The 25,115-nt window shown below is 59.4% G+C and carries 18 protein-coding genes and 1 pseudogene; 6 read left to right on the top strand and 13 right to left on the bottom strand.

The window, feature by feature from the left end:
* The 6 genes from ICY20_RS20675 to ICY20_RS20650 all read right to left on the bottom strand — a co-directional run bounded on the left by ICY20_RS20675 (position 1) and on the right by ICY20_RS20650 (position 6,812).
* The gene (locus ICY20_RS20675) at positions 1-291 is read right to left on the bottom strand and encodes a hypothetical protein (RefSeq protein ID WP_003214319.1); all 291 of its coding nucleotides are present in this window, start codon (positions 289-291) and stop codon (positions 1-3) included.
* A gap of 24 nt (positions 292-315) precedes the next feature.
* Positions 316-1,662: an N-succinylarginine dihydrolase gene (gene astB, locus ICY20_RS20670; RefSeq protein WP_159961346.1), complete on the bottom strand. Its 1,347-nt coding sequence runs from the start codon at positions 1,660-1,662 to the stop codon at positions 316-318.
* A gap of 156 nt (positions 1,663-1,818) precedes the next feature.
* Positions 1,819-3,285 (bottom strand): succinylglutamate-semialdehyde dehydrogenase, encoded by a 1,467-nt coding sequence (astD, locus tag ICY20_RS20665; protein ID WP_194938473.1) that lies wholly within the window; start codon positions 3,283-3,285, stop codon positions 1,819-1,821.
* A complete protein-coding gene (astA, locus tag ICY20_RS20660; RefSeq protein WP_078738706.1) occupies positions 3,285-4,310 on the bottom strand; it encodes an arginine N-succinyltransferase in 1,026 nt (341 codons plus the stop codon). The genes astD and astA overlap by 1 nt, the downstream gene beginning before the upstream one ends.
* Positions 4,311-4,363: 53 nt before the next feature.
* Positions 4,364-5,383, bottom strand: coding sequence for an arginine/ornithine succinyltransferase subunit alpha (aruF, locus tag ICY20_RS20655; protein ID WP_159961342.1), 1,020 nt, complete (start codon positions 5,381-5,383; stop codon positions 4,364-4,366).
* A gap of 208 nt (positions 5,384-5,591) precedes the next feature.
* Positions 5,592-6,812 (bottom strand): aspartate aminotransferase family protein, encoded by a 1,221-nt coding sequence (locus ICY20_RS20650; RefSeq protein WP_194938472.1) that lies wholly within the window; start codon positions 6,810-6,812, stop codon positions 5,592-5,594.
* Positions 6,813-7,120: 308 nt separating this feature from the next.
* On the opposite strand from ICY20_RS20650, the gene ICY20_RS20645 reads away from it, so the two are divergent.
* The gene (locus ICY20_RS20645; protein ID WP_194938471.1) at positions 7,121-13,042 is read left to right on the top strand and encodes a dermonecrotic toxin domain-containing protein; all 5,922 of its coding nucleotides are present in this window, start codon (positions 7,121-7,123) and stop codon (positions 13,040-13,042) included.
* 3 nt (positions 13,043-13,045) lie between these two features.
* Here ICY20_RS20645 and ICY20_RS20640 read toward each other — a convergent pair whose 3' ends face one another.
* From ICY20_RS20640 to acs, 7 genes are all read right to left on the bottom strand, one after another.
* Positions 13,046-14,026, bottom strand: coding sequence for a GlxA family transcriptional regulator (locus ICY20_RS20640; RefSeq protein WP_194938470.1), 981 nt, complete (start codon positions 14,024-14,026; stop codon positions 13,046-13,048).
* A 248-nt stretch (positions 14,027-14,274) separates the two neighbouring features.
* The gene (locus tag ICY20_RS20635; protein ID WP_194938469.1) at positions 14,275-15,039 is read right to left on the bottom strand and encodes an ABC transporter ATP-binding protein; all 765 of its coding nucleotides are present in this window, start codon (positions 15,037-15,039) and stop codon (positions 14,275-14,277) included.
* Positions 15,040-15,066: 27 nt separating this feature from the next.
* Positions 15,067-16,179, bottom strand: coding sequence for a succinylglutamate desuccinylase/aspartoacylase family protein (locus ICY20_RS20630; protein ID WP_194938468.1), 1,113 nt, complete (start codon positions 16,177-16,179; stop codon positions 15,067-15,069).
* A 1-nt stretch (position 16,180) separates the two neighbouring features.
* Positions 16,181-16,879 (bottom strand): ABC transporter permease, encoded by a 699-nt coding sequence (locus ICY20_RS20625; RefSeq protein ID WP_090400459.1) that lies wholly within the window; start codon positions 16,877-16,879, stop codon positions 16,181-16,183.
* Positions 16,876-17,565: an ABC transporter permease gene (locus ICY20_RS20620; RefSeq protein WP_032886746.1), complete on the bottom strand. Its 690-nt coding sequence runs from the start codon at positions 17,563-17,565 to the stop codon at positions 16,876-16,878. The genes ICY20_RS20625 and ICY20_RS20620 overlap by 4 nt, the downstream gene beginning before the upstream one ends.
* A 91-nt stretch (positions 17,566-17,656) precedes the next feature.
* Complete coding sequence (locus ICY20_RS20615) at positions 17,657-18,442, bottom strand: ABC transporter substrate-binding protein (protein WP_159961327.1); 786 nt, start codon at positions 18,440-18,442, stop codon at positions 17,657-17,659.
* A 696-nt stretch (positions 18,443-19,138) separates the two neighbouring features.
* The gene (gene acs, locus ICY20_RS20610) at positions 19,139-21,094 is read right to left on the bottom strand and encodes an acetate--CoA ligase (protein ID WP_122485096.1); all 1,956 of its coding nucleotides are present in this window, start codon (positions 21,092-21,094) and stop codon (positions 19,139-19,141) included.
* Between the two features lie 398 nt (positions 21,095-21,492).
* On the opposite strand from acs, the gene ICY20_RS20605 reads away from it, so the two are divergent.
* The 5 genes and pseudogenes from ICY20_RS20605 to ICY20_RS20585 all read left to right on the top strand — a co-directional run bounded on the left by ICY20_RS20605 (position 21,493) and on the right by ICY20_RS20585 (position 25,101).
* Positions 21,493-21,762: a DUF2790 domain-containing protein gene (locus ICY20_RS20605; protein WP_194938467.1), complete on the top strand. Its 270-nt coding sequence runs from the start codon at positions 21,493-21,495 to the stop codon at positions 21,760-21,762.
* Positions 21,763-22,339: 577 nt separating this feature from the next.
* Positions 22,340-23,590 carry a ribonucleotide-diphosphate reductase subunit beta gene (locus tag ICY20_RS20600; protein ID WP_194938466.1) on the top strand — a complete coding sequence of 417 codons (1,251 nt, stop codon included), beginning with the start codon at positions 22,340-22,342 and terminating at the stop codon, positions 23,588-23,590.
* A gap of 75 nt (positions 23,591-23,665) precedes the next feature.
* Positions 23,666-24,175: a hypothetical protein gene (locus ICY20_RS20595; RefSeq protein WP_159955788.1), complete on the top strand. Its 510-nt coding sequence runs from the start codon at positions 23,666-23,668 to the stop codon at positions 24,173-24,175.
* A 37-nt stretch (positions 24,176-24,212) separates the two neighbouring features.
* A pseudogene (locus tag ICY20_RS20590) lies at positions 24,213-24,383 on the top strand (HNH endonuclease); the annotation flags it as partial.
* Positions 24,384-24,456: 73 nt separating this feature from the next.
* A complete protein-coding gene (locus tag ICY20_RS20585) occupies positions 24,457-25,101 on the top strand; it encodes an HAD-IB family hydrolase (protein ID WP_194938489.1) in 645 nt (214 codons plus the stop codon).
* Positions 25,102-25,115 lie beyond the last annotated feature (14 nt).

Below are 25,115 nucleotides of genomic sequence, written 5' to 3'. Positions count from 1 at the left end.
TTAGTGGTTGCAGCCTGGGCCGTGGACGTGATCGTCGTCATCACCTTCAACGTCGGCCGGTTCCATTTCCAGTTGCAGGCTCATCAGGTTGGTGGCCAGCGGGCGCATCAGCAGGTTGGCGTATTCGGCGTCGCCTTCTTCAACGTCTACACCGATCAGCAGTTGGCCGCGGCCGTCGTGCTGGATCCAGATTTCCTTGCCCTGCCAAACGACAGCGACGCGAGTGCAGGAGGTTTCCAGCTGGGTGCCGTCGGTGTCTTCGAGGATCAGTTTCAGGGTGTCGGTGGTCATAAATAACTCTCAGCCGTATGGCATTTAATTGATCTGGAAAGGATAAACCGCGCCCAGTTTAAGGATTTGCGTCAGTTCATCCAGTGCCGTCCGGCACTCAAGCAGCAACTGCGGGTCAGCCAGGTCGGTTTCACGCAGGCTGTCGCGGTAGTGCTTCTCGACCCATTGGGTCAGGGTGTCGTACAACGGCGCTGTCATGATAACGCCTGGGTTCACCGCCGCCAGCTCCGTTTCGTTCAAGGCCACACGCAAGCGCAGGCACGCCGGGCCACCGCCGTTCTGCATGCTTTGCTTAAGGTCGAAGACGTTGACTTCGCGGATCAGCCCACCGGAGGCTGTCAGGCCTTGCAGGTAGTTCCAGACGCGTTCATTGGCACGGCATTCTTCCGGCACGATCAATAGCATCGAGCCGTCGGGGCGGGTCAGCAACTGGCTGTTGAACAGGTAGGAACGCACCGCGTCTTCAACGCTGACCTGGGCACGCGGCACGCAGACCGACTGGAAGTTGCCGCCCACTTTGGCCAGCTTGGCTTGCAGCTCGGCGAGCATCGCCTCGGTATGGAGGAACGCGTCCTCGTGATAGAACAGCACTTCACCGTTGCCCACCGCGATCACGTCGTTGTGGAACACACCGGCATCGATGACCGCCGGGTTCTGCTGGGCGTAGACCACGCCGTCATCCTTCAGGCCGTGCAGGCGTGCAACCGCCTGGGAGGCTTCGAGGGTCTGGCGCGCCGGGTACTTTTGCGGCGCCGGGTAACGAGGGTCGAACGCACTGCGGCCGAACACGAAAAACTCAACGCCGGCCTCACCGTACGCACGGCAGAAGCGTGTGTGGTTGGCCGCGCCTTCGTCGCCGAACTGCGCCACCGCCGGCAATGCGGCGTGATGGGCGAAGTGTTTCGCATCGGCAAACATCGCCCCCAGCACGCGGCTGGTGGTCGGGTGTTCGATGCTGCGGTGGTATTTGCAGTTGAGGTTGGCGGCGGTGAAATGCACGCGGCCGTCAAAGGTGTCGGCACTTGGGCTGACGGTAGCGGCATTGGCGACCCACATGCTCGATGCAGAGCAGCTGGCGACCAGCAACGGCATGGCGTCCTTGGCGGCCTGCTGGATGACCTGGGCGTCGGTGCCGCTGAAACCGAGGCTGCGCAAGGCGGCGACGTCAGGGCGCTCCTGGGGCGCCAACACCCCTTGCACAAAGCCCATGTCCATCAGGGCCTTCATTTTCTGCAGGCCCTGCAACGCCGCTTCCTTGGGGTTGGAAGCTTGCTGGCTGTTGCTTTGTGACGCGACGTTGCCAAAGGACAAACCGCCGTAGTTATGGGTCGGCCCCACTAGACCGTCAAAATTGACTTCATAGGATTTCATCGGCGAGGCTCCACGAACATCTGTTTTTATAGGCTTCAAATTGCTTGAACACACCACAAATCAAGTGTGGGAGGGGGCTTGCTCCCGATAGCAGTTTGTCAGTTGATAAATCAGGTGACTGACACACCGCCATCGGGAGCAAGCCCCCTCCCACATTTAGCTCAGTGTTATCCCTGGGGTCAGGGTGGCAGGCACTACCAGACTGGGTGTTTCCAACGACGCCACCGGATACGCACAATAATCCGCCGCGTAATACGCACTGGCGCGATGATTGCCCGAGGCCCCTACCCCACCAAACGGCGCGGTACTCGCGGCGCCGGTCAGTTGTTTGTTCCAGTTGACGATGCCCGCACGGCTTTCCAGCCAGAACTGTTGGTAACGCGCTTCGGAATCCGACAACAAGCCTGCGGCCAGGCCGTACTGGGTGTTGTTGGCCTCGGCGATGGCCGCCTCGAAATCAGCGTAGCGAATCACCTGCAACAGCGGGCCGAACAGTTCTTCGTCTTCGCGCTCGGTCACGCCGGTCACGTCGATGATGCCGGGGGTCAGCAACGCCGCCTGATCCTGGGGCTGGGTCATTTCCAGCAGCGCCACGGCGCCGTTGGCCAACATCAATTCCTGGGCGTCCATCAAGGCTTTGGCCGCCGCGAGGGAAATCACCGAGCCCATGAACGGCGCCGGTTGCTGGTCGAACGCGCCAACTTCAATCGCCACGCTGACCGCCACCAGGCGCGTCAGCAACGCATCGCCCCAAGCGCCTTCCGGCACCAACAGGCGGCGGGCACAGGTGCAACGCTGGCCAGCGGAAATAAATGCGGACTGGATGATGGTGTAGACAGCGGCGTCCACATCCGCGACTTCGTCCACCACCAGCGGGTTATTTCCACCCATTTCCAGGGCCAGGATTTTGTCTGGGCGCCCGGAAAATTGCTGGTGCAGATGGTTGCCGGTACGGCTGGAACCGGTGAAGAACAACCCGTCGATCCCAGGGTTGGCCGCCAGGGCGATACCGGTTTCCCGTGCGCCTTGCAGCAGGTTCAGCACGCCTGCCGGCAAACCGGCTTCGATCCAGCATTGCACGGTCAGCTCGGCGACTTTGGGGGTCAACTCGCTCGGCTTGAACAGTACGGTATTGCCCGCCAACAGCGCCGGCACGATATGCCCGTTGGGCAAGTGACCTGGGAAGTTATACGGGCCAAACACCGCCACCACACCGTGAGGTTTGTGGCGCAACACGGCGGTGGCGTCGCCCAACGGGCCGCTTTTCTCGCCCGTACGTTCGCGGTAGCTTTGCACCGAAATAGCGATCTTGTTGGCCATGCTGGTGACTTCAGTGGCCGACTCCCACAGGGGCTTGCCAGTCTCTTCACCGATGCAGCGGGCGATTTCGTCAGCGCGCTTTTTCAGGGTAGCGGCGAAGGTTTCCAGCACGCTGATGCGTTCTTCCAGCGAGCGCTTGGCCCACGCCGGGAATGCCTGGCGCGCAGCCTGAACGGCGGACTCGACCTGCTCAGCGGTGGCGCCATTGCCAGCCCACAGCACGTGCTGGGTCACCGGGTTGCGCGATTCAAACAGCTCACCCTGGCCAGCCAGCCAGCTACCTGCGATATACAACGAATTCATTACTTCGACTCCCGGGCAGCAGACAACGGAACAGCACGCACTTGATCACCCACCACCAGTTGCAGGCGCTTGGCGGTCTGCGGGTCGACCACCAAGGTGCCTGCCGCCAGACGGGCCGGAGCGGCCGTAATGCGGCACTCCTCGCGCTTGCGGTTATGGATCAGGAACGGCGTGGCGTCGTCCCCCGGCGTGCCGATGGCCAGTACCAGCGACTGGCTATCGCGCACCGCGCGGATCTTGCTGGTTTCACACTCAACCGCCGGGCCCGCGTCGAAGATATCGACATAACCCTGGTAGCTGAACCCTTCACTCTTGAGCATGCTCAGCGCGGGCTCGGTATCGGGGTGGACCTTGCCGATCACGTTGCGCGCGTCTTCAGACAGGAAGCAGCTGTAGAGCGGAAACTTCGGCATCAGCTCGGCGATAAACGCCTTGTTGCCCACGCCAGTGAGGTAGTCGGCCTGGCTGAACTCCATCTTGAAGAAGTGCCGGCCCAGGCTCTCCCAGAACGGCGAGCGCCCGGCGTCGTTAGACACACCACGCATCTCGGCAATGATCTTGTTGCCAAACAACTGCGGGAACTCCGCGATAAACAACATGCGCGCCTTGGCCAGCATGCGACCGTTAAGGCCGGTGCGGTAATCGGCGTGCAGGAACAACGAGCACAACTCGGAATTGCCGGTGAGGTCGTTGGCCAAAAACAGCGTCGGGATCTCGCGGTAGATGTTCAGCTCCTGGGAAGCGCTGACCGTCAGGCCCACCCGGAAGTTGTACCAAGGCTCACGCAGACCAACGGCGCCAGCGATGGCGGAAATCCCCACCACACGGCCTTCGTCGTTTTCCAGCACGAACAGGTAGTCGGCATCGCCGCGCCCGGCGTCGCCGCGAAAGGTTTTCTCGGCCCAGCCAACCCGGTGGGTCAGGCGCTCTTCGTTGGCCGGCAAGGTGGTGAGGCCGGTGCCGGTGCTGCGCGCCAGGTCAATCAGGGCGGGTAAATCGCTGCTGCGTACAGGACGAACGATCATGCTATCTCCTCATACGGGCCGCTGTTTGGCAGCCACCCGCGAAACTCAATTCTTTAAACCGCGACCAGACGCACGCTCGCGCCTTCGCCAACACCCAGCGCTTCGGCGGCGGCCAGGTCCAAGGTCACCGGTTTACCCGGCGCATAGTCCAGGTCCAGCATCACCGCGCGGTAGTCCTGCAACGACGCATTGCTCACCAGGTACTGACGGCCGCCGCCCTTGACCATCTCGCCGATCTTCACCGGCACCACGCGGCTCTGGGCAATCGAGCGAATGCCCGACACCCGTGCATGCAGCGTTGGGCCACCGTCGAAGATGTCGATGTAGTGGTCGGTCTCGAAGCCTTCGCGCATGAGGATGTCGAAAGTGATCTGCGCACGCGGGTGCACCTGGCCCATTGCCTCTTGGGCTTCGTCAGGCAGCAACGGCACATAGATCGGGTAATGCGGCATCAGCTCGGCGAGGAAGGTGCGGCTTTTGAGCCCGCACAGGCGCTCGGCGGCGGCGTAGTTGAGGTCGAAGAAGTTGCGACCGATGGCGTCCCAGAACGGCGAGTCACCGTTCTCGTCGCTGTAGCCGACGATCTCGGTCACCACCGAGTCGGCAAAGCGCTCGGGGTGGCTGGCGACAAACAGCAGGCGGCCACGGGAATTGAGTTCCGACCACGGCGAGCCGACCAGCTCAGGCACCACGTAGAAACTGGTGAGCAGGCTGTTGCCGGTGAGGTCGTGGCACTGGGAAAGCACGTGAATCTTGTTATGGATCTTCAGCTCGCGGGAGGCGTGCACGAAGGTCTCATTACGAAAACTGTAGAAGGGTTCCGAGTAACCGGCCGACGCAACGATGGCCGAGCAGCCGGCGAGCTTGCCGGTCTCGGTGTCTTCGAGCACAAAGAAGTAGCTCTCTTCACCGTTGAAACTCACCTCGGCCGCGAAGGACGCTTCGCTGGCAGCGATCTTGTCGCTGAGGCGTTCGACATCATCCGGCAAGGAAGTCACACCAATCGGGCTGTCCGCAGCCAGACGCTGTACCTCGCCCAGATCAGCCATTTGCGCGGGGCGCATCACCAGCATGGTGTCACTCCTTAACTCGAAAAACTCATAGGAAAAAGATGCCGGAAAGATCAGGAACAACACAGTTCCCAATGTGGGAGGGGCGGTGCGACGATTCGACTTGCCCCCGATAGCAGTCTGTCAGTTGATAAATCAGGTGACTGATCCACCGCTATCGGGAGCAAGCCCCCTCCCACATTTTTTACCGAGTCCGGCAGACAAATGTGTATCAGGCTTGTGTAAGGGTTTTTACCGCACGCTCAAAACGATCCAAACCTTCAGTGATATCCGCCTCATCCACCACCAGACTCGGCGCAAAACGCACCACGTCCGGGCCGGCTTGCAGGATCATCAGGTTTTCTTTCTCGGCCGCGTTGAACACGTCCTTGGCCTTGCCCTTGAACGCATCGCTCAGCACGCAACCGATCAGCAGGCCCATGCCGCGCACTTCGGTGAAGATGCCGTACTGCTTGCCGATCTGCTCCAGGCGCGACTTGAACTGATCATGCTTGGCATTCACGCCCGCCAGCACTTCAGGGGTGTTGATCACGTCGATCACAGCTTCGGCCACTGCGCACGCCAGCGGGTTGCCGCCGTACGTGGTGCCGTGGGTGCCGACTACCAAATGCTTGGCCAGCGCTTCAGTGGTGAGCATCGCTGCGATCGGGAAACCACCGCCCAGGCTCTTGGCGCTGGTGAGGATGTCTGGCACCACGCCGTAATGCTGGTAGGCAAACAGGTGGCCGCTACGACCCATGCCGGTCTGCACTTCGTCGAACACCAGCAGCGCGTTATTGGCGTCACACAGGTCGCGAGCACCTTGCAAGTACGCCAACTCGGCGGGTAATACGCCGCCTTCGCCCTGGATCGGCTCCAGCACCACGGCGCAGGTCTTGTCCGACACGGCCGCTTTCAGCGCAGCCAAGTCGTTATAAGGCACGTGGGTGATACCGGTGATTTTAGGGCCGAAACCATCGGAATACTTGGACTGGCCACCGACGTTAACGGTGAACAGGGTACGGCCATGGAAGCTGTTGAGCGCAGCGATGATCTCGTACTTCTCAGTGCCGAAACGGTCGAACGCCACACGACGGGCCAGCTTGAACGCGGCCTCGTTGGCTTCGGCGCCAGAGTTGCAGAAGAACACACGCTCGGCAAACGTGGCGTCGATCAGCTTATGGGCCAGGCGCAGGGCCGGCTCATTGGTGAACACGTTAGAGACGTGCCACAGCTTGTTGGCCTGTTCGGTCAGTGCACCGACCAGCGCCGGGTGGGCATGGCCCAATACGTTGACCGCGATGCCGCCGGCAAAGTCGATCAGCTCGCGACCCGCCTGGTCCCACACGCGCGAACCTTCGCCACGTACAGGAATGAATGCAGCCGGTGCGTAGTTAGGCACCATGACCTGGTCGAAATCGGCACGTTGCACCGGGGCTTGCTCAACGGACATCGGAGTCTCCTGAAGAGGAACGCCTGCCTGGACATGGCGGGCGATGCAGGGATTGTAAGGACAGTTTTCAGCGCGGCCTTGCCGCCAAGCGACAACTTCTTATAGCGCCAACCCGCGATTTTGGCGGGTTTACGCCAATGCGACAAATACCGTCGCAATGGCGCAGTTTAAACGCTGCGGCGTCGCAGCGGCAGGTGTTCAGCAGGATAGCTGCCACGCAAGGGGTGGCCGGCTATCTATCTACCCCCGGTCGGGCGGTCGAAATTGTTCTGCTCTCACGCCTGTTCATCACACAAAGGCGTTCTCCCGTGACCCAACCCACCTCCTCCATTCAGCTCCCGGACCTGTCCTCTTATCGAGACCTGCATCTGGATATCCTCACGCAAGCGGTTCCCGACTGGCTGCCCAAGCTCTCACCTGACAAGCGCGCAGCGTTGAGCGCAGTCAAGCCAGACTTCCCACGGTGGTACAAAACCGCTTCTTCCGAGGATCATGACCTGCTGAAAAAACGGATGAATAGCGCCTGGAACGCACAACTGCTGCTTGACCAGACCCTGGCCGAGCTGAAATCGGCGCAAGACTTCGGGGCGCCGCTTTTACAGCAGCTGCTCAAGCAACGCTTCGGCATCGAAACTGATGTCAACAGCACGTACCTGCGGCTCTACATTCCCCAAACGATACCTTGGTTCCCCGTTCACTCAGGCGCGGCAAGAACCTGGACGGTGTCATTGATCGACGCCGCCCTGCACAACTTTGAAGACGGCGAGGCATTTGAAGCGCAATCGGCCTTCATTACCCAACCCACCAGCACCGGGCAATTCGACAGGCTCACCTCACTGAACACACGGATCACGGTGGCACAATTCACCGCGTTGTGCCGGGAGCTGGACATCGGCGCCCAGTACCAGCGCTACCTTGAGCGCTTCTTTGATTTCAAAAACTCAGTGGCCATGGCGAGCCTGCAGTTGAAGGTCAAGCAAAGTCAGGCAGCGGACTTGCACGTCGCAGTGCAAATGGCCTGGATGAAAGACGATCTGCACGATGATCAATCCTTCGTACTGTTGCAGCGCCTGCTCGACAGCGACGACAGTCGAAGTGCCGGTTACCCGCTGCGGTGTTACAACCTGAGCATCATGTCCACCGCCCTCACCGGCATCGTTCTGTTTGCCGAGAACATCGGCAGCCGTCACCCCGTAGGCGTTATCGCCTATATCCCAGACGACCCTTACGCGCCGCTCAAGCAATACCCCACGCTCGTCGACTTCATGACCGCACTGGGCAACAACCTGCGCAACGCTGAGTACCAGCAGTTCTTCAGCCGTTTCGTCAATCATGAGGACCGCGGCGCCTTTTTTGCCGACCTCAATCGCAGGCTGTCCAAAGTCACTTGGCACGAGCATACACGCGGCGACCCACTGCCCTCCTGGCGCGAGACGCCCATCGATAATCCGCATTTGTCGTTCAGCGCCTCCAGCATCAGCGGGGATCTGTTCAAGCACCTGTTTCAGACGAAACTCAGCAAGGTGTTCAACGATGCTCGCGTCGTCGCAGTGTCCACCGCCAGTGTCGACCAGAGAGTGCGCTGGGAGCGATGGGCCATCGTGCAGAAAGTCGCCTCGGCCATCCTGCAAATTGCAGCGCTGGTCGTCGCTCCCTTTGTTCCCCCCGTGGGCCTGCTGATGCTCGGCTACGCCGCCTATCAAATGCTCGATGACGTCTTTGAATGGGTCATCGATTTGGCTGTGGGCGACGCGACCGTGGCATGGGGGCATTTTCTGTCATTCGTGGAACAAGGGTTACAATTGGGCCTGTTCATCGCGGGCGCACCGTTGGCCGCTGGCGCCTTGCGTGCCGTGCTGCCTGCCGAAGTCATCACGTTTTTCAATGGCCTCAAGCCCGTCACGCTGCCAAACGGCAAGGCCCGACTTTGGAAGCCAGATCTTGCGCCCTACGCCCACGCTATCAAATTGGCTGATCACGCCTACCCAAACGCCCAGGGCCTGCACGCCCACAACGGTAAAAATATCCTGCTGCTCCCGGACAAACCGTTGGTTGTACAGACGGACCCTGTCACCGGGCAGCCCTACCTTCAACATCCCACCCGGGCCGACGCCTACCGCTCGCCCCTGCTGACCAACGGCAAGGGCGCATGGATGAGCGAACTGGACACGCCCCTGAGCTGGGACAGCGCCACCCTCATGAAACGCCAAGGCCCAAAATCCGCCGGGCTCAGCGATGAACAGTTGCTCACTGCCCGGCGCATCAGCGGCACCGGCGACGGCGCGCTGCGCAAGATGTACGTCAACCAACACCAGCCGCCCCCTTTGCTGACCGACACCGTTGACCGCTTCCAGATCGACCAGACACTGCAAGACTTCATCGATCAAATGAACAGCGATGATCCGGCGGTTTACAAACGGGCCGATGCGCAGTCTCAGTTGCACCTGTTGGCCAACCTGAACCTATGGCCAAAAGCCAAGACCCTGCAGTTTGTAGACGCCGAAGGCAGAACCACCTGGCAGTTGCCCGGCGAAACCAACGCCAGCGTGGTTCAAATTAGCGAAGCCCAGTTGAAAAACGGTAATTTGCTGAAAACCCTGCTGGAAGCGCTGAATGAACCCCAGCGCAAAACCCTGCTGGGGGAATCATTCGGCGACCCGGTCACCTCCCTGGAAAACCGCGCACATAAACTCAGGAAAAAACTGGCCGGGCTGGCCCAATCCCATCGGGTAGAACTGTTCAATTCCCGTTACCTGAAGCTGGAAACGCCCACCTCTGCTCGACAGCAGGCACTGGTCGATAGCACCCCTGGGCTGCCGCTCAGCGCAGCCGATGCACTGCTGGACACCGCCAACAGTCAGGAACTCAAGGCAGTCGACCAGGGTGACGTTCCCGTGCGCTTGACCGAGTTGGCCCAATCGCTACGAGAAGAAGCCAAGGTGAACCACGCCTATGACGGGTTGTACCTCGACTCGACGGACAGTCTGGACACTCACCGACTGGCCTTGCACTCCCTGGAGCAATTGCCCGGTTGGGCAGGAAAAAAGGTGCGCATCGAGATCAGGAGTTCCGGGGCTGAAGGCCCCCTCTTGGATGCGATCGGCAAACCCAAGGCACGAATCAAAAGAATCCTGGTGCGCTCACCCGATGGGCGTTACACCCCACAAGACAGCAGCGGCGAGCTGTCCGGCGCAACCGACCTGTACAACGCGGTGCTACAAGCCCTCCCCGATGCCGAGCGTAACGCTCTGGGCCTGCGCATCGGCCAAGGCCCGGCCCTGCGCCTGGCGCTGCGCGCCCATGCACTGGAGCGCGCGCCGTTGCGAACGCTGATCACCGCAGAGCCCGCGCGCGCGCCCACCGACACCCGTACCCACATGCGCCTGCTGGGCATGGACAACTACCCACCGGCACCGGCTGAACAACCCAACGTACAGGCGTTGGCAAGGGAACTGTACCCCGCCCATACCGATGCGCAAATCGATGAGATGATTCTGGCGCTCGACAATCACCCGGGCGGGGCCGTGCCGGCATTAACCGCCCTGCGCCAAGAGTATCGGCAACTCAATCACGACATGGCCCGCTGGACAGAAGACACCCCGCGCCGCTACCCAGGCTCGGAGGTGACTATGGGTCGCCAGGAATACAGTGATGTGCGTCAAAATCGTGTCCTTTTCTGGCGGGAACTCTTAAGCGCCTGGCGCCGGGAAACCGAGATAGACGCCTACTTCGAGCTTCCTACCCAAAACGGTCAGCGATTCAAATCACGCGCCGTTCTCTTTGGAGACCTGCCGGCGCTGCAGGCCAATTTCGAGCACATTTCGTACCTCGAACTCAACGGCCACCAGACCGTACTGAATGTCGATGGCTTTTTGCGTAGCTTCCCCAATGCTCGCCACCTTAGCCTCGTCAATGCCCAACTGGGTCAGCTGCCAGCCAGTCTCAGCGCAATGCCGCGCCTTAACACATTGGTCCTCAGCGACTGCGGCATCACCCTCACACCCGACAGCCTGAACGCGCTGACGGCCATGAGCAGGCTTCGAACCCTGGACTTGTACAATAACCCGCTGGGATTGACCCCCAACATTGAACGCATGATTGACCTGCGCTATCTGGACCTGTCCGAGACCACTATTTCCACCGTACCTGTCGGCCTGCTCAGCCGGGCATCGCTGGAGCTGGCAGTGCTGTCCAGAAACCAGATCACGCAACTGCCTTCCGAGCTGTTCGAGCTGCCCGCCAACACTCCAACCACCTTCGATCTGTCGGGCAACCCCCTGTCGCGAGCGACCCTGGAGCAGGTGAAAAGCTATTACCAACGAACAGGTCGCTATTGGGACATTGACGCCTTGGCAATCGATATTCAGCAAGTCAAGACGCTCTTCCCGGACTTCAGCGTGAACGAGGTCAACCGATTCATCTTCGGCCTACCCGGCACTATTGAAATGGGCCAGATCGAACTGGCACGACTGGAAGGCGAATATGCCGGTCTATCCGACAGGCTGGATGCCTGGGCAAGGGAGGCACCCGCTGCGCAAGAGCAAATCCGGCGGGAGGATTTCAAAGAGGAACTTCTCGCTTGCTGGCGCCGAGAGGGTCCACTGGACGTGAGCAGCCCACAGGCCATTCCTACGTTCGCTCTGGAAGGCCCGCAACCGTTAACGGGTACATTCCCGTCACTCGACAGCGGCATTTTCAGGCACGTCTCTTCATTGCGCCTGAAGGGCGCGCAGGGTCCATTCCCCTTGGAGTCCTCGCTGTTCTTCAGAGGCTTCCCAACCCTTAACCACTTGTATATCGAGGGTTACGTGATGGGTGACATTCCTGCTTCGCTATGGGACTTGCCTCAACTTTCATCGTTGCGCCTGCCCCATTGCACGATCACACTATCAACTGAGAGTACCGCTTCACTGGCCACACTGAGCGAACTGCGGACGCTGGACGTAAGCCATAACCCACTGGGGCAACTCCCCGACTTCGGCGCGCTGCCCAGGCTTTCCACTATCGGCCTTGAAGCAACCGGCCTGACTGCAATCCCCGACAGCCTGCTGACGGCCGTGGAGCGCCAACATGTCAACCTGAGCTACAACCTCATCACCCAAGTGCCCGACAGTGCGTTCAAACTGCCCGACGCAGTAACCGCTAGCTTTGACCTCTCCCACAACCCACTGAGCCGCGCGGCACTGGCACAGATCAAACGCCATTGCCAACGTACTGGCGAGCATTGGCGCGTCGATGCCCCGGCAGCGCCGCGAGGCAGGATTCAAGCGCTGTACCCCACCTTCACCGAAAGCGAAGCCAACAGCTTTTTCTTTGAGCTACCCGGTGACCTGGATGCGGCTGAGCCTGCCATCGGACAACTTGAAGCCGAATACGCACAACTGCGCACCGACCTTGAGGAATGGGTGGTGAATGTTCCAGAACGGCACCCGGTCATGGACGCGCCACTGGATGAACAAACGCGGGCACAGGATCAGCTCAATCGCCGGGCATTCAAAGCGCTGCTCGAAGAAGCCTGGCGCCGCGAAATCGAACTGGACGACAACAACGACAGCTTTGGGCCTACCCATAAGCTGGCGCTTGAAGTGCCGATACTGGGCGAGCTGCCCGAATTGAGCGCCCGGTTTGACCATGTGACAACCATCGACCTTGAAGGCAATGGCACCACCACCCGTATCGACGGGCTGCTCAAATGTTTCCCTAAACTCAAGAGTCTGGTCATCACGCGATTCAGCCTGGGCGATATTCCCCTCACCGCGCTCAGCCTGACTGAACTCAACGCCCTGAGCCTGACCGAGTCAGCTATCCACCTGACGCCAACCAGTGTCGATGCCCTGTCAGGGATGAGGAACCTGCAATACCTGGACTTGGGCGGCAACCTGCTGGGCCTCACGCCTGACGTCAGTCAGCTGTCTGAACTGGAAGTGCTGCACCTGCCAGACACTGACATCACTGAAATGCCCAGTGGGCTGGTCGCCTTGCGTGAGCTGCGCACCCTGGACTTGAGCGACAACTTGATCGAAGAGATTCCTGCGGGCTTTCTGCAACTGGCCACGCAACTCGACGCCGCATCAGACCTGAGCGGTAACCCATTGTCGGCATCGAGCCTGGACATCCTCAGGCAGTACTACGTACAAACCGGCGACGACTTGGCGGTGGCGGCAGCGGGCCTGGATGCAAACGGCAACCCGCTGGTAGTGCGCGGTTCACCGGTGCCCATGGAAGAATAACGATCAGCCGCGTTCGGCCGGCACCGACGACAACTCGAATGGGCTGCTGCTACGCCGCTGGTTACGGTCTTCACGCGGCGTGGCGCCGAAGAAATTGCGGTAGGCGCTGGAGAAGTGTGGCCCCGAGGAGAAGCCGCACGACAGGCCGATCTGGATGATCGACTTGCTGGTCTGCATGAGCATCTGGCGCGCCTTGTTGAGGCGCAGTTCCAGGTAGTACTGACTGGGAACACGGTTGAGGTATTGCTTGAAGATGCGTTCGAGTTGTCGTCGCGACACGCACACGTGCTGGGCGATCTCGTCGGTGGTCAGCGGCTCTTCGATATTCGCCTCCATCAACAGAACAGCCTGGGTCAGCTTCGGGTGGCTGGAACCCAGGCGGTTTTGCAATGGGATACGCTGGCGCTCGCCGCCTTCACGGATGCGCTCCACCACCAACTCTTCAGAGACCGCGCCGGCCAGTTCGGCGCCGTGGTCACGGGCCAACACCGCCAGCAGCAGGTCGAGTACCGACATGCCACCGCAGGCGCTGAGGCGGTCGCGGTCCCAGTCAAACAGGTGGCTGGTGGCGATAACCTTGGGGAAGCGTTCGGCGAAATCGTCCTGCCAGCGCCAATGCACGGCGGCGCGGTAGCCGTCGAGCAGACCGAGCTGGGCCAATGGGTACACACCGGCTGACAGACCGCCGATCACACACCCAGCCCGCACCAACTGCTTGAGGGCGGTGCTCAGTTGAGAAGCGATGGCAACCGGCGGCTCGTCTGCCAGCAGGAAAAGCTTCTGGAAACCTTCGAGCTTACCCGCCCACGGCTCGCCCGGTAGTTGCCAGGCGCCATCGATGGCTGGTTCGGCAAGCAAGAACGACAGCTCGTAGACCACGTCCGGATGCACCCGCTGGGCAACGCGCAAGGCCTCCTCAGCCAGCGCAAGCGTGAGTGCTTTTGTGCTGGGCCAAATCAGGAAACCAATTTTATGGGCGGTCATGGAGTGCTATCCGAAGCCAGTAACGGTAATGAAGACAAGGGCCAATGCTAGCCCGGAAACCAACACAAATCTTTAAAGCTGATGAGTTTCCAAATGTGGGAGCTGGCTTGCCTGCGATAGCGGTGGGTCAGTTGGCACATCTGTTTCTGATACACCGCTATCGCAGCCAAGCCAGCTCCCACAGGGAATTGGATCGAACCTTAAAGCTGCAAAGAATGCACTACTTCAGTGCACAAAAGCAGCCTTGATTATTTCAAGCTGCCGGAGAGGAACTGCTGAAGTCGCTCCGACTGCGGGTTCACCAACACTTCCCGCGGGTTGCCACACTCTTCAACAATGCCTTTGTGCAAAAACACCAACTGGTTCGACACTTCACGAGCAAAACCCATTTCGTGGGTCACCACCACCATGGTGCGGCCTTCCTGGGCCAGGTCCTGCATCACCTTGAGCACTTCACCCACCAGCTCCGGGTCGAGGGCCGAGGTAGGCTCATCGAACAGCATCACCTCAGGCTCCATCGCCAGGGCACGGGCGATCGCCACGCGCTGCTGCTCACCGCCAGACATATGGCCCGGGAACGCATCCTTACGATGGCCCACACCGACCTTGGCCAGGTAATGCTCGGCCTTTTCACGGGCTTCTTTCTTCGACATGCCCAGCACGTGCACCGGGGCTTCCATCACGTTTTCAAGCGCGGTCATGTGCGACCACAGGTTGAAATGCTGAAACACCATCGACAGGCGCGAACGCATGCGTTGCAGTTGTTTTGGGTCGGCAGCCTTAAGGGCGCCGTCCTTGTTGGCCACCAGCTTCAGCTCTTCATTGTTGAGCAGAATCTTGCCGGCGTGAGGTTGCTCCAGCAGGTTGATGCAGCGCAAAAAGGTACTTTTGCCCGAACCACTGGAACCGATGATGCTGATCACATCACCGGCGGCGGCGGCCAGGGACACGCCTTTGAGCACTTCATGACTGCCATAGCGTTTATGCAGGTCTTGGACTTCAAGTTTGTACATGCGGTCGGTTCTCACAAAAACAGGTGGTCAGTCGTTGAGCAAGCGCCCGTGACGCAGCGCTTCGCGCCCCGCCACCTTGGCCAGCCAGAAACCCGCTTGGGCATAACGCAGCCGTTCAACGGCAAACAACACCCCAGACGTGCCCGCGCGGATGATGCTGACGCGGTCTTCCAGGGGATCAATCACTTCAAAAATCGGCTCGCCGGTTTCTACCCAGTCACCGGCTTTACGCAGGTAACTGATCACCCCGGCGTGGGGCGCGAACAGCAATTCGGTGCCTTCGAAGGGCAGGCCTTCGCAAGGCTCGTGTTGGGGCGCAGGCCATTCGCCCTTGATCAAGCCTTGCTCGGCCAGGAACGCGAGGATGCCTTCGGCGTGGAAGATCGCCTCGTCACGGCCGGTATCGGCTTGCCCGCCCAACTCCAGGGTAGTCGCCAGGCACGCCAGCGGAATCTGCGCCTCGGGGAACGCCCGGGCCAAACGCAACCACGGCAACGAGCAGGCCTCATCGAACGAACTGCCGCCGGAATCTTCCGCCAGCAAGCCAACCTTCACATTCAAATGCGCCGACAGCGAACGCCACTGCGGCCAGTGCTGCGGCAACGCGTACATGTGCAGCGCGGCTTCGGCGTCGCAATGCAGGTCGAGCACCACATCGGCCGTGCAGGCGTGGCTCAGCAGTACGCGCTGCATGCCTTGCAACTGGCTGCTTGGCTCGGGTAATGCGTCGAGGGCATCGGTCATGGCTTGGCGAATCAAGCGCACGTTGGCGTGGGGATCATCCCCCAGCTTGCCTTCCAGCAAGGTTGCCACCGGCTCGCTCAACTCAACGAAGTCGCGGTTGAAATTCTTGCCGCTGCCAATCTCGAAACGCCCCTGGTGGCTGCCTTGCAGCAACTGCCCCAGGCCCATCGGGTTGGCCACCGGCACCAACTCGATTACGCCGTTCAGGGCGCCCTGCTCTTCAAGTTCGGTCAGGCGCTTTTTCAGCTCCCAGGCGGCACGCATGCCCGGCAATTCATCGGCGTGCAAGCTGGCCTGGATATAGGCCTTGCGCTCGCCCTTGCCGAAACGAAACACGCTCAGCTGGCGCTCGCAGCCCAGGTGACTCCAAGGCAACAGGTGATCAATTCGCTGCATATCAGTGCTTCCGTGGAGCCAGGTAGCTCAGCCAGCGGCGCTCGGCCAACTTGAACAAGCGCACCAGGATGAAGGTCAGGCACAGGTAGAACAGGCCAGCGGTGATATAGGCTTCGAACGGCAGGTAAAACTGGGCGTTCACCGTGCGTGCGGCACCGGTGATGTCAATCAAGGTCACGATGGAGGCCAGGCTGGTGGTCTGCAACATCATGATCACTTCGTTGCTGTACTGCGGCAGCGCCCGGCGCAGGGCCGATGGCAGCAGGATGCGGCGGTACAGCTTATAGCGCGACATGCCCATGGCCTTGGCCGCTTCGATCTCGCCATTGGGGGTGGCCTTGAGGCTACCGGCAATAATCTCGGCGGTGTAGGCGCTGGTATTGATCGCAAACGCCAGGCACGCACAGAACGTAGCGCTGGACAGCAACGGCCACAGGAAGCTTTCGCGCACCGCTTCGAACTGGGCCAAACCGTAGTAGATCAAAAACAGCTGCACCAACATCGGCGTGCCGCGAATCACATAGGTGTAGAGCCAGGCGGCACCGTTGACCACCGGCTGCTTGGACACCCGCATCAAGCCCAGGGGCAAGGCGGCGAGCAGGCCGAAAAACAACGAGATAGCGAGCAATTTGAGGGTGGTCAGCAGGCCGCCAAGGTACAGCGGCATGGCCTCCCAGATGACGTTGTAGTCGAAGATCATAGATCAGCCGCCCTTACGCCTACCGAGTAGCGCTTCTCAAGATAGCGCAGGGCCAGCAACGACACACTGGTGATCACCAGGTACATCGCTGCCACTGCGAGGAAGAAGGTAAAAGGCTCGCGGGTGGCATCTGCCGCCTGCTTGGCCTTGAACATCATGTCTTGCAGGCCCACCACCGAGATCAGCGCAGTGGCCTTGGTGAGTACCAGCCAGTTGTTGGTGAAGCCGGGGATCGCCAGACGAATCATCTGCGGCACCATCACCCGGAAAAACACCTGGAAGCTACTCATGCCGTACGCAAGGCCCGCCTCGGCCTGGCCCTTGGGAATGGCCATGAAGGCGCCGCGGAAGGTTTCCGACAGGTAGGCGCCAAAGATGAAACCCAGGGTGCCGATACCGGCGGCCAAGGGGTTCAAGTCGATATAGTCGTCGTAGCCGAGCATCGGCGCGACGCGGTTGAGCAAGTCCTGGCCGCCGTAGAAAATCAGCAGGATCAGCACCAGGTCAGGGATCCCACGGATCACCGTGGAGTACAAGTCACCCAGCCAGGCCAACCAGCGCACCGGCGACAGGCGTAACGCGACCCCGATCAGACCCAGAACAATGGCCAAGGCCATGGACGACAAGGCGAGCTGAAGCGTCAACCATGCGCCATCGAGGATGACGGCCCCGTAGCCTTTCAACATGATTCAGGTCCTCGAAAAGGGGGGTGAAAAAATGGCGCAAACCGCAGGAATTCTGTTGCTTGCGCCATTTCAGACAGACAGCTAAGACGATTTACTTGGCTTCAGGGCCGTAAATGTCGAAGTTGAAGTACTTATCCTGGATAGCCTTGTACTTGCCGTTGGCGCGGATCGCGGCAATGGCAGCGTTGATGCGCTCCAGGTTTTCCTTGTCGCCCTTGCGTACCGCGATGCCGATGCCTTCGCCGAAGTATTTGACGTCGGTGAACTGTGGGCCTACGAACGCGTAGCCTTTGCCCGCTGGGGTATCGAGGAAACCTTCCTGCAACAGGGTAGCGTCAGCCACGGTGCCGTCGAGGCGACCGGCCTCCACGTCCAGGTAGATTTCGTTCTGCGAGCTGTAAGGCACAACGGTTGCACCTTTAGGCGCCAGGACTTCCTTGGCGAAACGGTCGTGGATCGAACCGCGCTGCACGCCGATCTTCTTGCCTTTCAATTCATCCAGGCTATCGCTGACAGTGGTGCCTTGCTTCATCACCAACTGCGCCGGGCTCAGGTAGTAACGGTTGGTGAAGTCCACGGATTTCTTGCGGTCGTCAGTGATGGACATGGACGACAGGATCGCGTCGATCTTGCGCACTTTGAGCGCAGGGATCAGGCCGTCGAACTCTTGCTCAACCCACGTGCATTTGACTTGCATCTGCTCGCACAGGGCGTTGCCGATGTCGTAGTCAAAACCGACGATGCTGCCATCCGGCGCCTTGGAGGCAAACGGAGGGTAAGCTGCTTCGATACCAATTTTCAGAGGCTTGCCTTCAGCGAAAGCCTGCATGGACAGCACAGACAGCGCCAGGGCGCCCAACAGCACAAGTTTCTTCATCTTGGGACTCCATCGGTATAGGGCAAAACAGCAGTATGAGCCATGGCCCACGATGCGGCGAAGGTGAAACCGAATAGCGGTGCTTCGTCCTACACCGATTCAACATCGGAGACGACGAGCGAGTGATCGGCATTCTAACGACAGGCCGGAAGCCGATATTTCCTCAATGCGACAACAATTTACAGAAGCACTGAGAAAGCGGTTCCAGCACATTGACAGCCTCTGTTTTTTATGCAGAAGCAAAAGACAGTAAACCTGTAGACGCTGCAAATTGCGGGCCTATTATTCGCAAACCCTTCTGGGACGGCAAGTCTGGCGTTTAATCTTATTTGGGAGGGTGTCTGGAATGCGGCTTTTCGGGGCAGAGGTGTAGCCCATTGCCTCATGTTTGGGCGCGGGGTTACACATTTGGCAATGGCGGTAACATCCAGAAACCTCCTACGATAGAAACCGATATTTATTGGGTTGGGGGTTATTCGAGTCCGTCAGACCACCATCCACCTGAATGTGCAATGGAGATCAACTGTGGGAGGGGGCTTGCCCCCGATAGCGGTACATCAGACACACCTGTGCTGACTGACACACTGCCATCAGGGGCAAGCCCCCTCCCACACTTGATCTCCACTGGCCTCTGGAATTCATAAAAAAAGCCCCACCTGGTTTGCACCGGGCGGGGCTTGGGACCATCAATGCGCCTTACGCAACATTCATGGTCTTGTGCGTCTCAATCAAATGCGCCACCACACCTGGGTCTGCCAGGGTGGAGATATCCCCCAACCCGTCATATTCCGCGGTAGCAATCTTGCGCAGAATCCGGCGCATGATTTTCCCCGAGCGCGTCTTCGGCAAGCCCGGCGCCCACTGGATCACATCCGGCGAAGCAATCGGCCCGATCTCTTTACGCACCCAGTTTTTCAGCTCCAGGCGCAGCGCCTCGTTCGGCTCTTCGCCATTTTTGAGGGTGACATACACATAGATGCCCTGCCCTTTGATGTCGTGCGGCACACCTACCACCGCCGCTTCGGCGACTTTAGGGTGGGCAACCATCGCGCTTTCAATCTCGGCAGTGCCCATGCGGTGGCCGGACACGTTCAGCACGTCATCCACACGCCCAGTGATCCAGTAGTAGCCGTCTTCGTCGCGACGCGCACCGTCACCGGTGAAGTACATGCCACGGAAGGTCTTGAAGTAGGTGTCGACAAAGCGGTCATGGTCGCCGTACAGGGTACGCGCCTGGCCCGGCCACGAATCGAGGATCACCAGGTTACCTTCGGCGGCGCCTTCGATCAGGTTGCCCAGGTTGTCCACCAACGCTGGCACCACGCCGAAAAACGGGCGTGCCGCCGAACCCGGCTTGAGGGCATGGGCGCCTGGCAACGGGCTCATCATGTTGCCGCCGGTTTCGGTCTGCCACCAGGTGTCGACGATCGGGCAACGGGATTGGCCGACGTTTTTGTAGTACCAGTCCCAGGCTTCAGGGTTGATCGGCTCACCCACCGAGCCCAGCAGGCGCAGGCTGCTGCCATCGGCGCCTTCCACGGCTGCGGTGCCGGAAGCCATCATGGCGCGGATCGCGGTCGGGGCGGTGTAGAGGATATTGACCTTGTGCTTGTCGACGATCTTCGCCACCCGGGTGATATCCGGGTAGTTCGGTACGCCTTCGAACAGCAGCGTGGTCGCGCCGTTGGCCAACGGGCCGTAGACGATATAAGTGTGGCCGGTGACCCAGCCAACGTCGGCGGTGCACCAGTAGATTTCACCTGGGCGATAGTCGAACACGCGCTCGTGGGTCAGCGCCGCGTAAAGCAGGTAGCCGCCCGTGGTGTGCTGCACACCTTTAGGCTTGCCGGTGGAGCCGGAGGTGTAAAGGATGAACAACGCTTCTTCGGCGCCCATCTCTTTAGGCGCACACACAGTGCCCGCCACTTTCATCAGGTCTTCGTACCAGATGTCGCGATGCTGGTTCCACTTGATGTTGCCATTGGTGCGTTTGCACACGATGACTTTCTGGATGCTGTTGGTTTCCGGGTTGGTCAGCGCGTCGTCGACGTTGGCCTTCAGCGGAATCTTCTTACCGGCACGAATGCCTTCGTCGGCGGTGATCACCACCTTCGACTTACAGTCGATAATGCGACCGGCCAGTGCTTCCGGCGAAAAGCCGCCAAACACCACGGAGTGAATCGCACCGATGCGGGTACACGCCAGCATGGCGACCACGGCTTCGGGGATCATCGGCATATAGATAGTCACCACGTCGCCGCGATGCACATCCTGGCCACGCAAGGCGTTAGCGAACTTGCAGACTTCTTCATGCAGCTCGCGGTAAGTGATGGTGCGGCTTTCGGAAGGGTCATCGCCTTCCCAGATGATGGCCGCCTGGTCGCCGCGCTCGGCGAGATGGCGGTCCAGGCAGTTGTAGGACACGTTCAAGGTGCCATCGGCAAACCACTTGATGTCGACATGGTGATCGTCGAACGAGGTCTGCTTCACCGCGGTGAAAGGCTTGACCCAGTCAAGGCGCTTGGCTTGCTCACGCCAGAAGCCATCGGGGTTGACCACCGACTGCTGGTACATGGCCTTGTAGGTCGCCTCATCAGTCAGGGTATTGGCTGCTACTTCGGGGCGAACGGGGTACAGGGAAGCCGCACTCATCTTTCTTACCTCGGTGACAATAGTTGTTTTTGTATGCCCTGTTGTAGCCGGGGCGGCCCCATAGAACCATTCGACGATGGTAGTAACAAGCCCCTACATTTTGCCCTGCTATGTGCTTTTGCCGCTCTGGCCTGCGGCCCGTGGCGCTTTGAGCGATGTGTGAAAAAAGCTGTACCACGGGATTGTTACAAAAACCGCCAATAGTGTTTATCAAAAGCACGGGTATATGAATATAACCTAGAGGCCTAAAATCAACTCCGTCAACAAGACACCGAGATTAACAACGCAACAGCCCCCACGAAGGCAACGTTAATCCGAACTTCCCAACTCTTAAGTTACACACGTGGCCTCACAAGGGCCCCGTGACCCCACTCGACCTCAATAAGGTAAATAGAGAAATGAAAGCTTTAGTAGTTATGGCCCTCAGCAGCTTGTGCGCCACCGCCGCCCTGGCCGACGAAGCCCCGACTGACGTAGCTGGCCGCAACGCCCCGATTGTCGAGGACTACACTTACAGCACCCACCTGGACGTAGCAAAAGTATTGTCCATGAGCAGTATTCCAGACGTTTGCGAAGTTGTACCGGTGAAGATGGAATATGAGGACTCGCAAGGTCAACGTCACATTCTTAATTACCATATCATGGGTAATGGTTGCTCTAACGGTTAACAACTTCGTTAGTTAAACCCACACCTGATCTTATTCGCCGCAAGAAATCGTTCTTGCGGCAAAGCACCTACCTCTCGACCCAACGCGGTCAACATGTGGGAGGGGGCTTGCCCCCGATGGCGGTAGCTGCCATACCCACCCCGTAAAGCCTTACTTACCCGCCCCTCCCCCAGCCTGTAAAAACCCGCCCACCGTCCGTCAAAAAAATCCAACCCCAGCAAAGCCTTATAAACCCGCACTCTGGCTCAAATAGCCGCCTTTTTGTCTGCTCACCGTGACCATCCGCCCCAACACAAACCGGTTTTTTTCCCCTACAATGCGCGGGTAAATCGGGCCTGCAATATCCCTTTACACTGGGATGAAGAGCCAAACCTGAGGCCCCGCTGGAGCAAGCACCCACCGCTCCGCCCCTCAGCCTCAAGCAGACCACCCGTAACCCTGATTCCGTTTAATGCCTGCGCGAGCTGTTGCAACAAACGATTCCTTAAGATCCACCGCGGCCTCTGGGCCGTGTGAACACCCAACCATCCGGTTTCACACGGGCACCTTTGAGCCCTCACGCAGGAGACGACACGTCATGCTGAGCTGGGACGAATTCGACAAAGAAGAAGAAGGCGAAGTAGCCACCAAAGGCGCCAACGCCGGCCACGCCACCGAAGCCAACATGGACCGCCTCGACGGCGCCGGCGCTGCTGCCGCCATCGAAGCCCGCGCCGTCACCGCCAGTGACTCCGCCGCCATCGTGCGCGCCAAGGCCGCCCTGGACAAACTCGACGTCGCCGAAGGCCTCGCCGAGCTCGAAGGCTCCGCCGCCCGCGTCGCCGTTGACGAAAAACGCATGATCAACTGCCGCGCCGACCTCAACCAACTCGTGCCGTTCAAGTACGACTGGGCCTGGCAGAAGTACCTCGACGGCTGCGCCAACCACTGGATGCCGCAAGAGGTCAACATGACCGCCGACATCGCCCTGTGGCGCAACCCTGAAGGCCTGACCGACGACGAACGTCGCATCGTCATGCGCAACCTGGGCTTCTTCTCCACCGCCGACTCCCTGGTTGCCAACAACCTGGTACTGGCCGTGTACCGCCTGATCACCAACCCGGAGTGCCGCCAGTACATCCTGCGCCAGGCCTTCGAAGAAGCGATCCACACCCACGCCTACCAGTACTGCATCGAATCGCTGGCCATGGATGAAGGCGAGATCTTCAACATGTACCACGAGATTCCATCGGTCGCTAAAAAAGCCGCTTGGGGCTTGAAGTACACCCGTTCGATCTCCGATCCGAAGTTCGAAACCGGCACCGTCGACACCGACAAGGAGCTGCTGCGCAACCTGGTCGCCTACTACTGCGTGCTGGAAGGCATCTTCTTCTATTGCGGCTTCACCCAGATCTTGTCCATGGGCCGTCGCAACAAAATGACCGGCGTGGCCGAGCAGTTCCAGTACATCCTGCGTGACGAGTCGATGCACCTGAACTTCGGTATCGACGTGATCAACCAGATCAAAATCGAAAACCCACACCTGTGGGATGCCGAGATGAAAGAAGAAGCGACCCAGATGATCCTGCAAGGGACTCAGCTGGAGATCGAATACGCGCGCGATACCATGCCACGTGGTGTGCTGGGCATGAACGCGGCGATGATGGAGGACTACCTCAAGTTCATCGCGAATCGTCGTTTGTCGCAGATTGGCCTGAAAGAAGAATACCCAGGGACGACCAACCCGTTCCCATGGATGAGCGAGATCATGGACTTGAAGAAAGAGAAGAACTTCTTTGAGACCCGCGTGATTGAGTACCAGACTGGCGGTGCGCTGAGCTGGGATTGATTCCAAGGTCATAAAGAGAGCCGCCCACAAGCGGCTCTTTTTTTTGCAAAAAATCTTAGAAGGTTGAATCAGCAAATGGAAATGCTCTATTCCACTCTCCTCATCATCACAACATTGGGGCTGGCAGCCTGGCTCTTTCTCGGCGGATTTGTCTTTAGAAAGCCGTTTATTCTTTACATCGCCGGGTTTGTCCTTGCACTCGCGGGAGGGTATCTCTCCTATGCATTGCAGGAAGCTGCTGATAATGCCCAAGTTGCAAAGTTTTTCAGCGACCTGAAGCTGGCAGCCTCATTTGTCAGCTACACCATTGCGGCAGCAGGCGGCAGCTTGATTGCCAGCGGCATTTTGTTGAAAGCCCAGCACCTGGCCAAAGCCGACAAAGTGCGCGCGAGAGCCGCTGTCAACGCCACCCTCAAGAACATCGAAGTGATCCAATTAAACGCCCAAGAAATGCTAGATAACCCGTCAGCGCGGTCGATTGGAGAACAGAAAGAAAGGCTTATAGATCTGCGTATGCGGCTATGCGACCAGCAAATAGTCCTGGATAAAGCCATCGATCGGCTGGAGCGCATGGACTACCCCTGACTTCAGCCGAAAGATCGCGCTTAACCTTCAAAGCCAGCCATTTCTTGAAGTACATCACGTCAAGCACCTCGCCCAGAAGGGTTCGGATCGCGTCAGCAATGCTGTAGCCTTGTGCACCAATTGCCATCAGCGTTGTCACCGATCGACTGATCGGGATGCTTTCACCGAAGGGCTTTACGCAAAAGTCCAAAGATTGGCACGGGAGTGACCTCCTGCTGTCACAACCTGATACACGCTCAAAAAAATATTAGATAGGATCGAGGCCAACCGTGAACCCAGACATGCTCGAAGCCGGCCCCGCAGATGCCAAAGTACTTTCCGTCTTTGACTTCGACGGCACTCTCACCCACCACGACAGTTTTGTGCCCTTCCTCAAGTTTGCCTTTGGCGCCTCGGAATTCTATGGCCGGATGGTAAAACTGGCGGTGCCAGGGCTGCGTTTTTTGCTGCGCCAGATCAGCCGGGATGAGTTGAAGGCGCAGTTGATCCGCACCTTTATGACCGGGGTGGAGAAGGCGTGGGTGCAGCAGAAGGCCGAGGAGTATTGCCAGAAGAATTGGGCGCGGTTGATGCGCCCGGCTGGGGTGCTGTCGGTGGAACAGGAGCTGGGCTCCGGGGCAGAGGTGACGTTGTGTTCGGCGTCACCTGCGCTGGTGTTGCAGCCGTTTGCTGATCGTTTGGGGATCAAGTTGATCGGCACTGAGCTTGAGGTGGTCGACGGCGTGTTGACTGGCAAGCTCACTGGCAATAATTGCCGGTGCGAAAACAAGGTGCTCAGGCTTGAGGCGGTGTATGGGGACCTGGGGGAGTATCGGCTGCGGGCCTGGGGCGATACGCGAGGGGATCGCGAGTTGCTGGCGGCGGCACAGGATGCGCATTTTCGGCATTTTCATGCGAAGAAGAAGCGAGCTCGGTTGCAGCGGTGATGCGGGTGAGTGGG

The sequence above is a fragment of the Pseudomonas pisciculturae genome (assembly GCF_015461805.1).
Lineage (GTDB): Bacteria > Pseudomonadota > Gammaproteobacteria > Pseudomonadales > Pseudomonadaceae > Aquipseudomonas > Aquipseudomonas pisciculturae.
The sequence above is the reverse complement of the archived record's forward strand: the minus strand, read 5'-3'. Positions and strand labels throughout refer to the sequence as shown.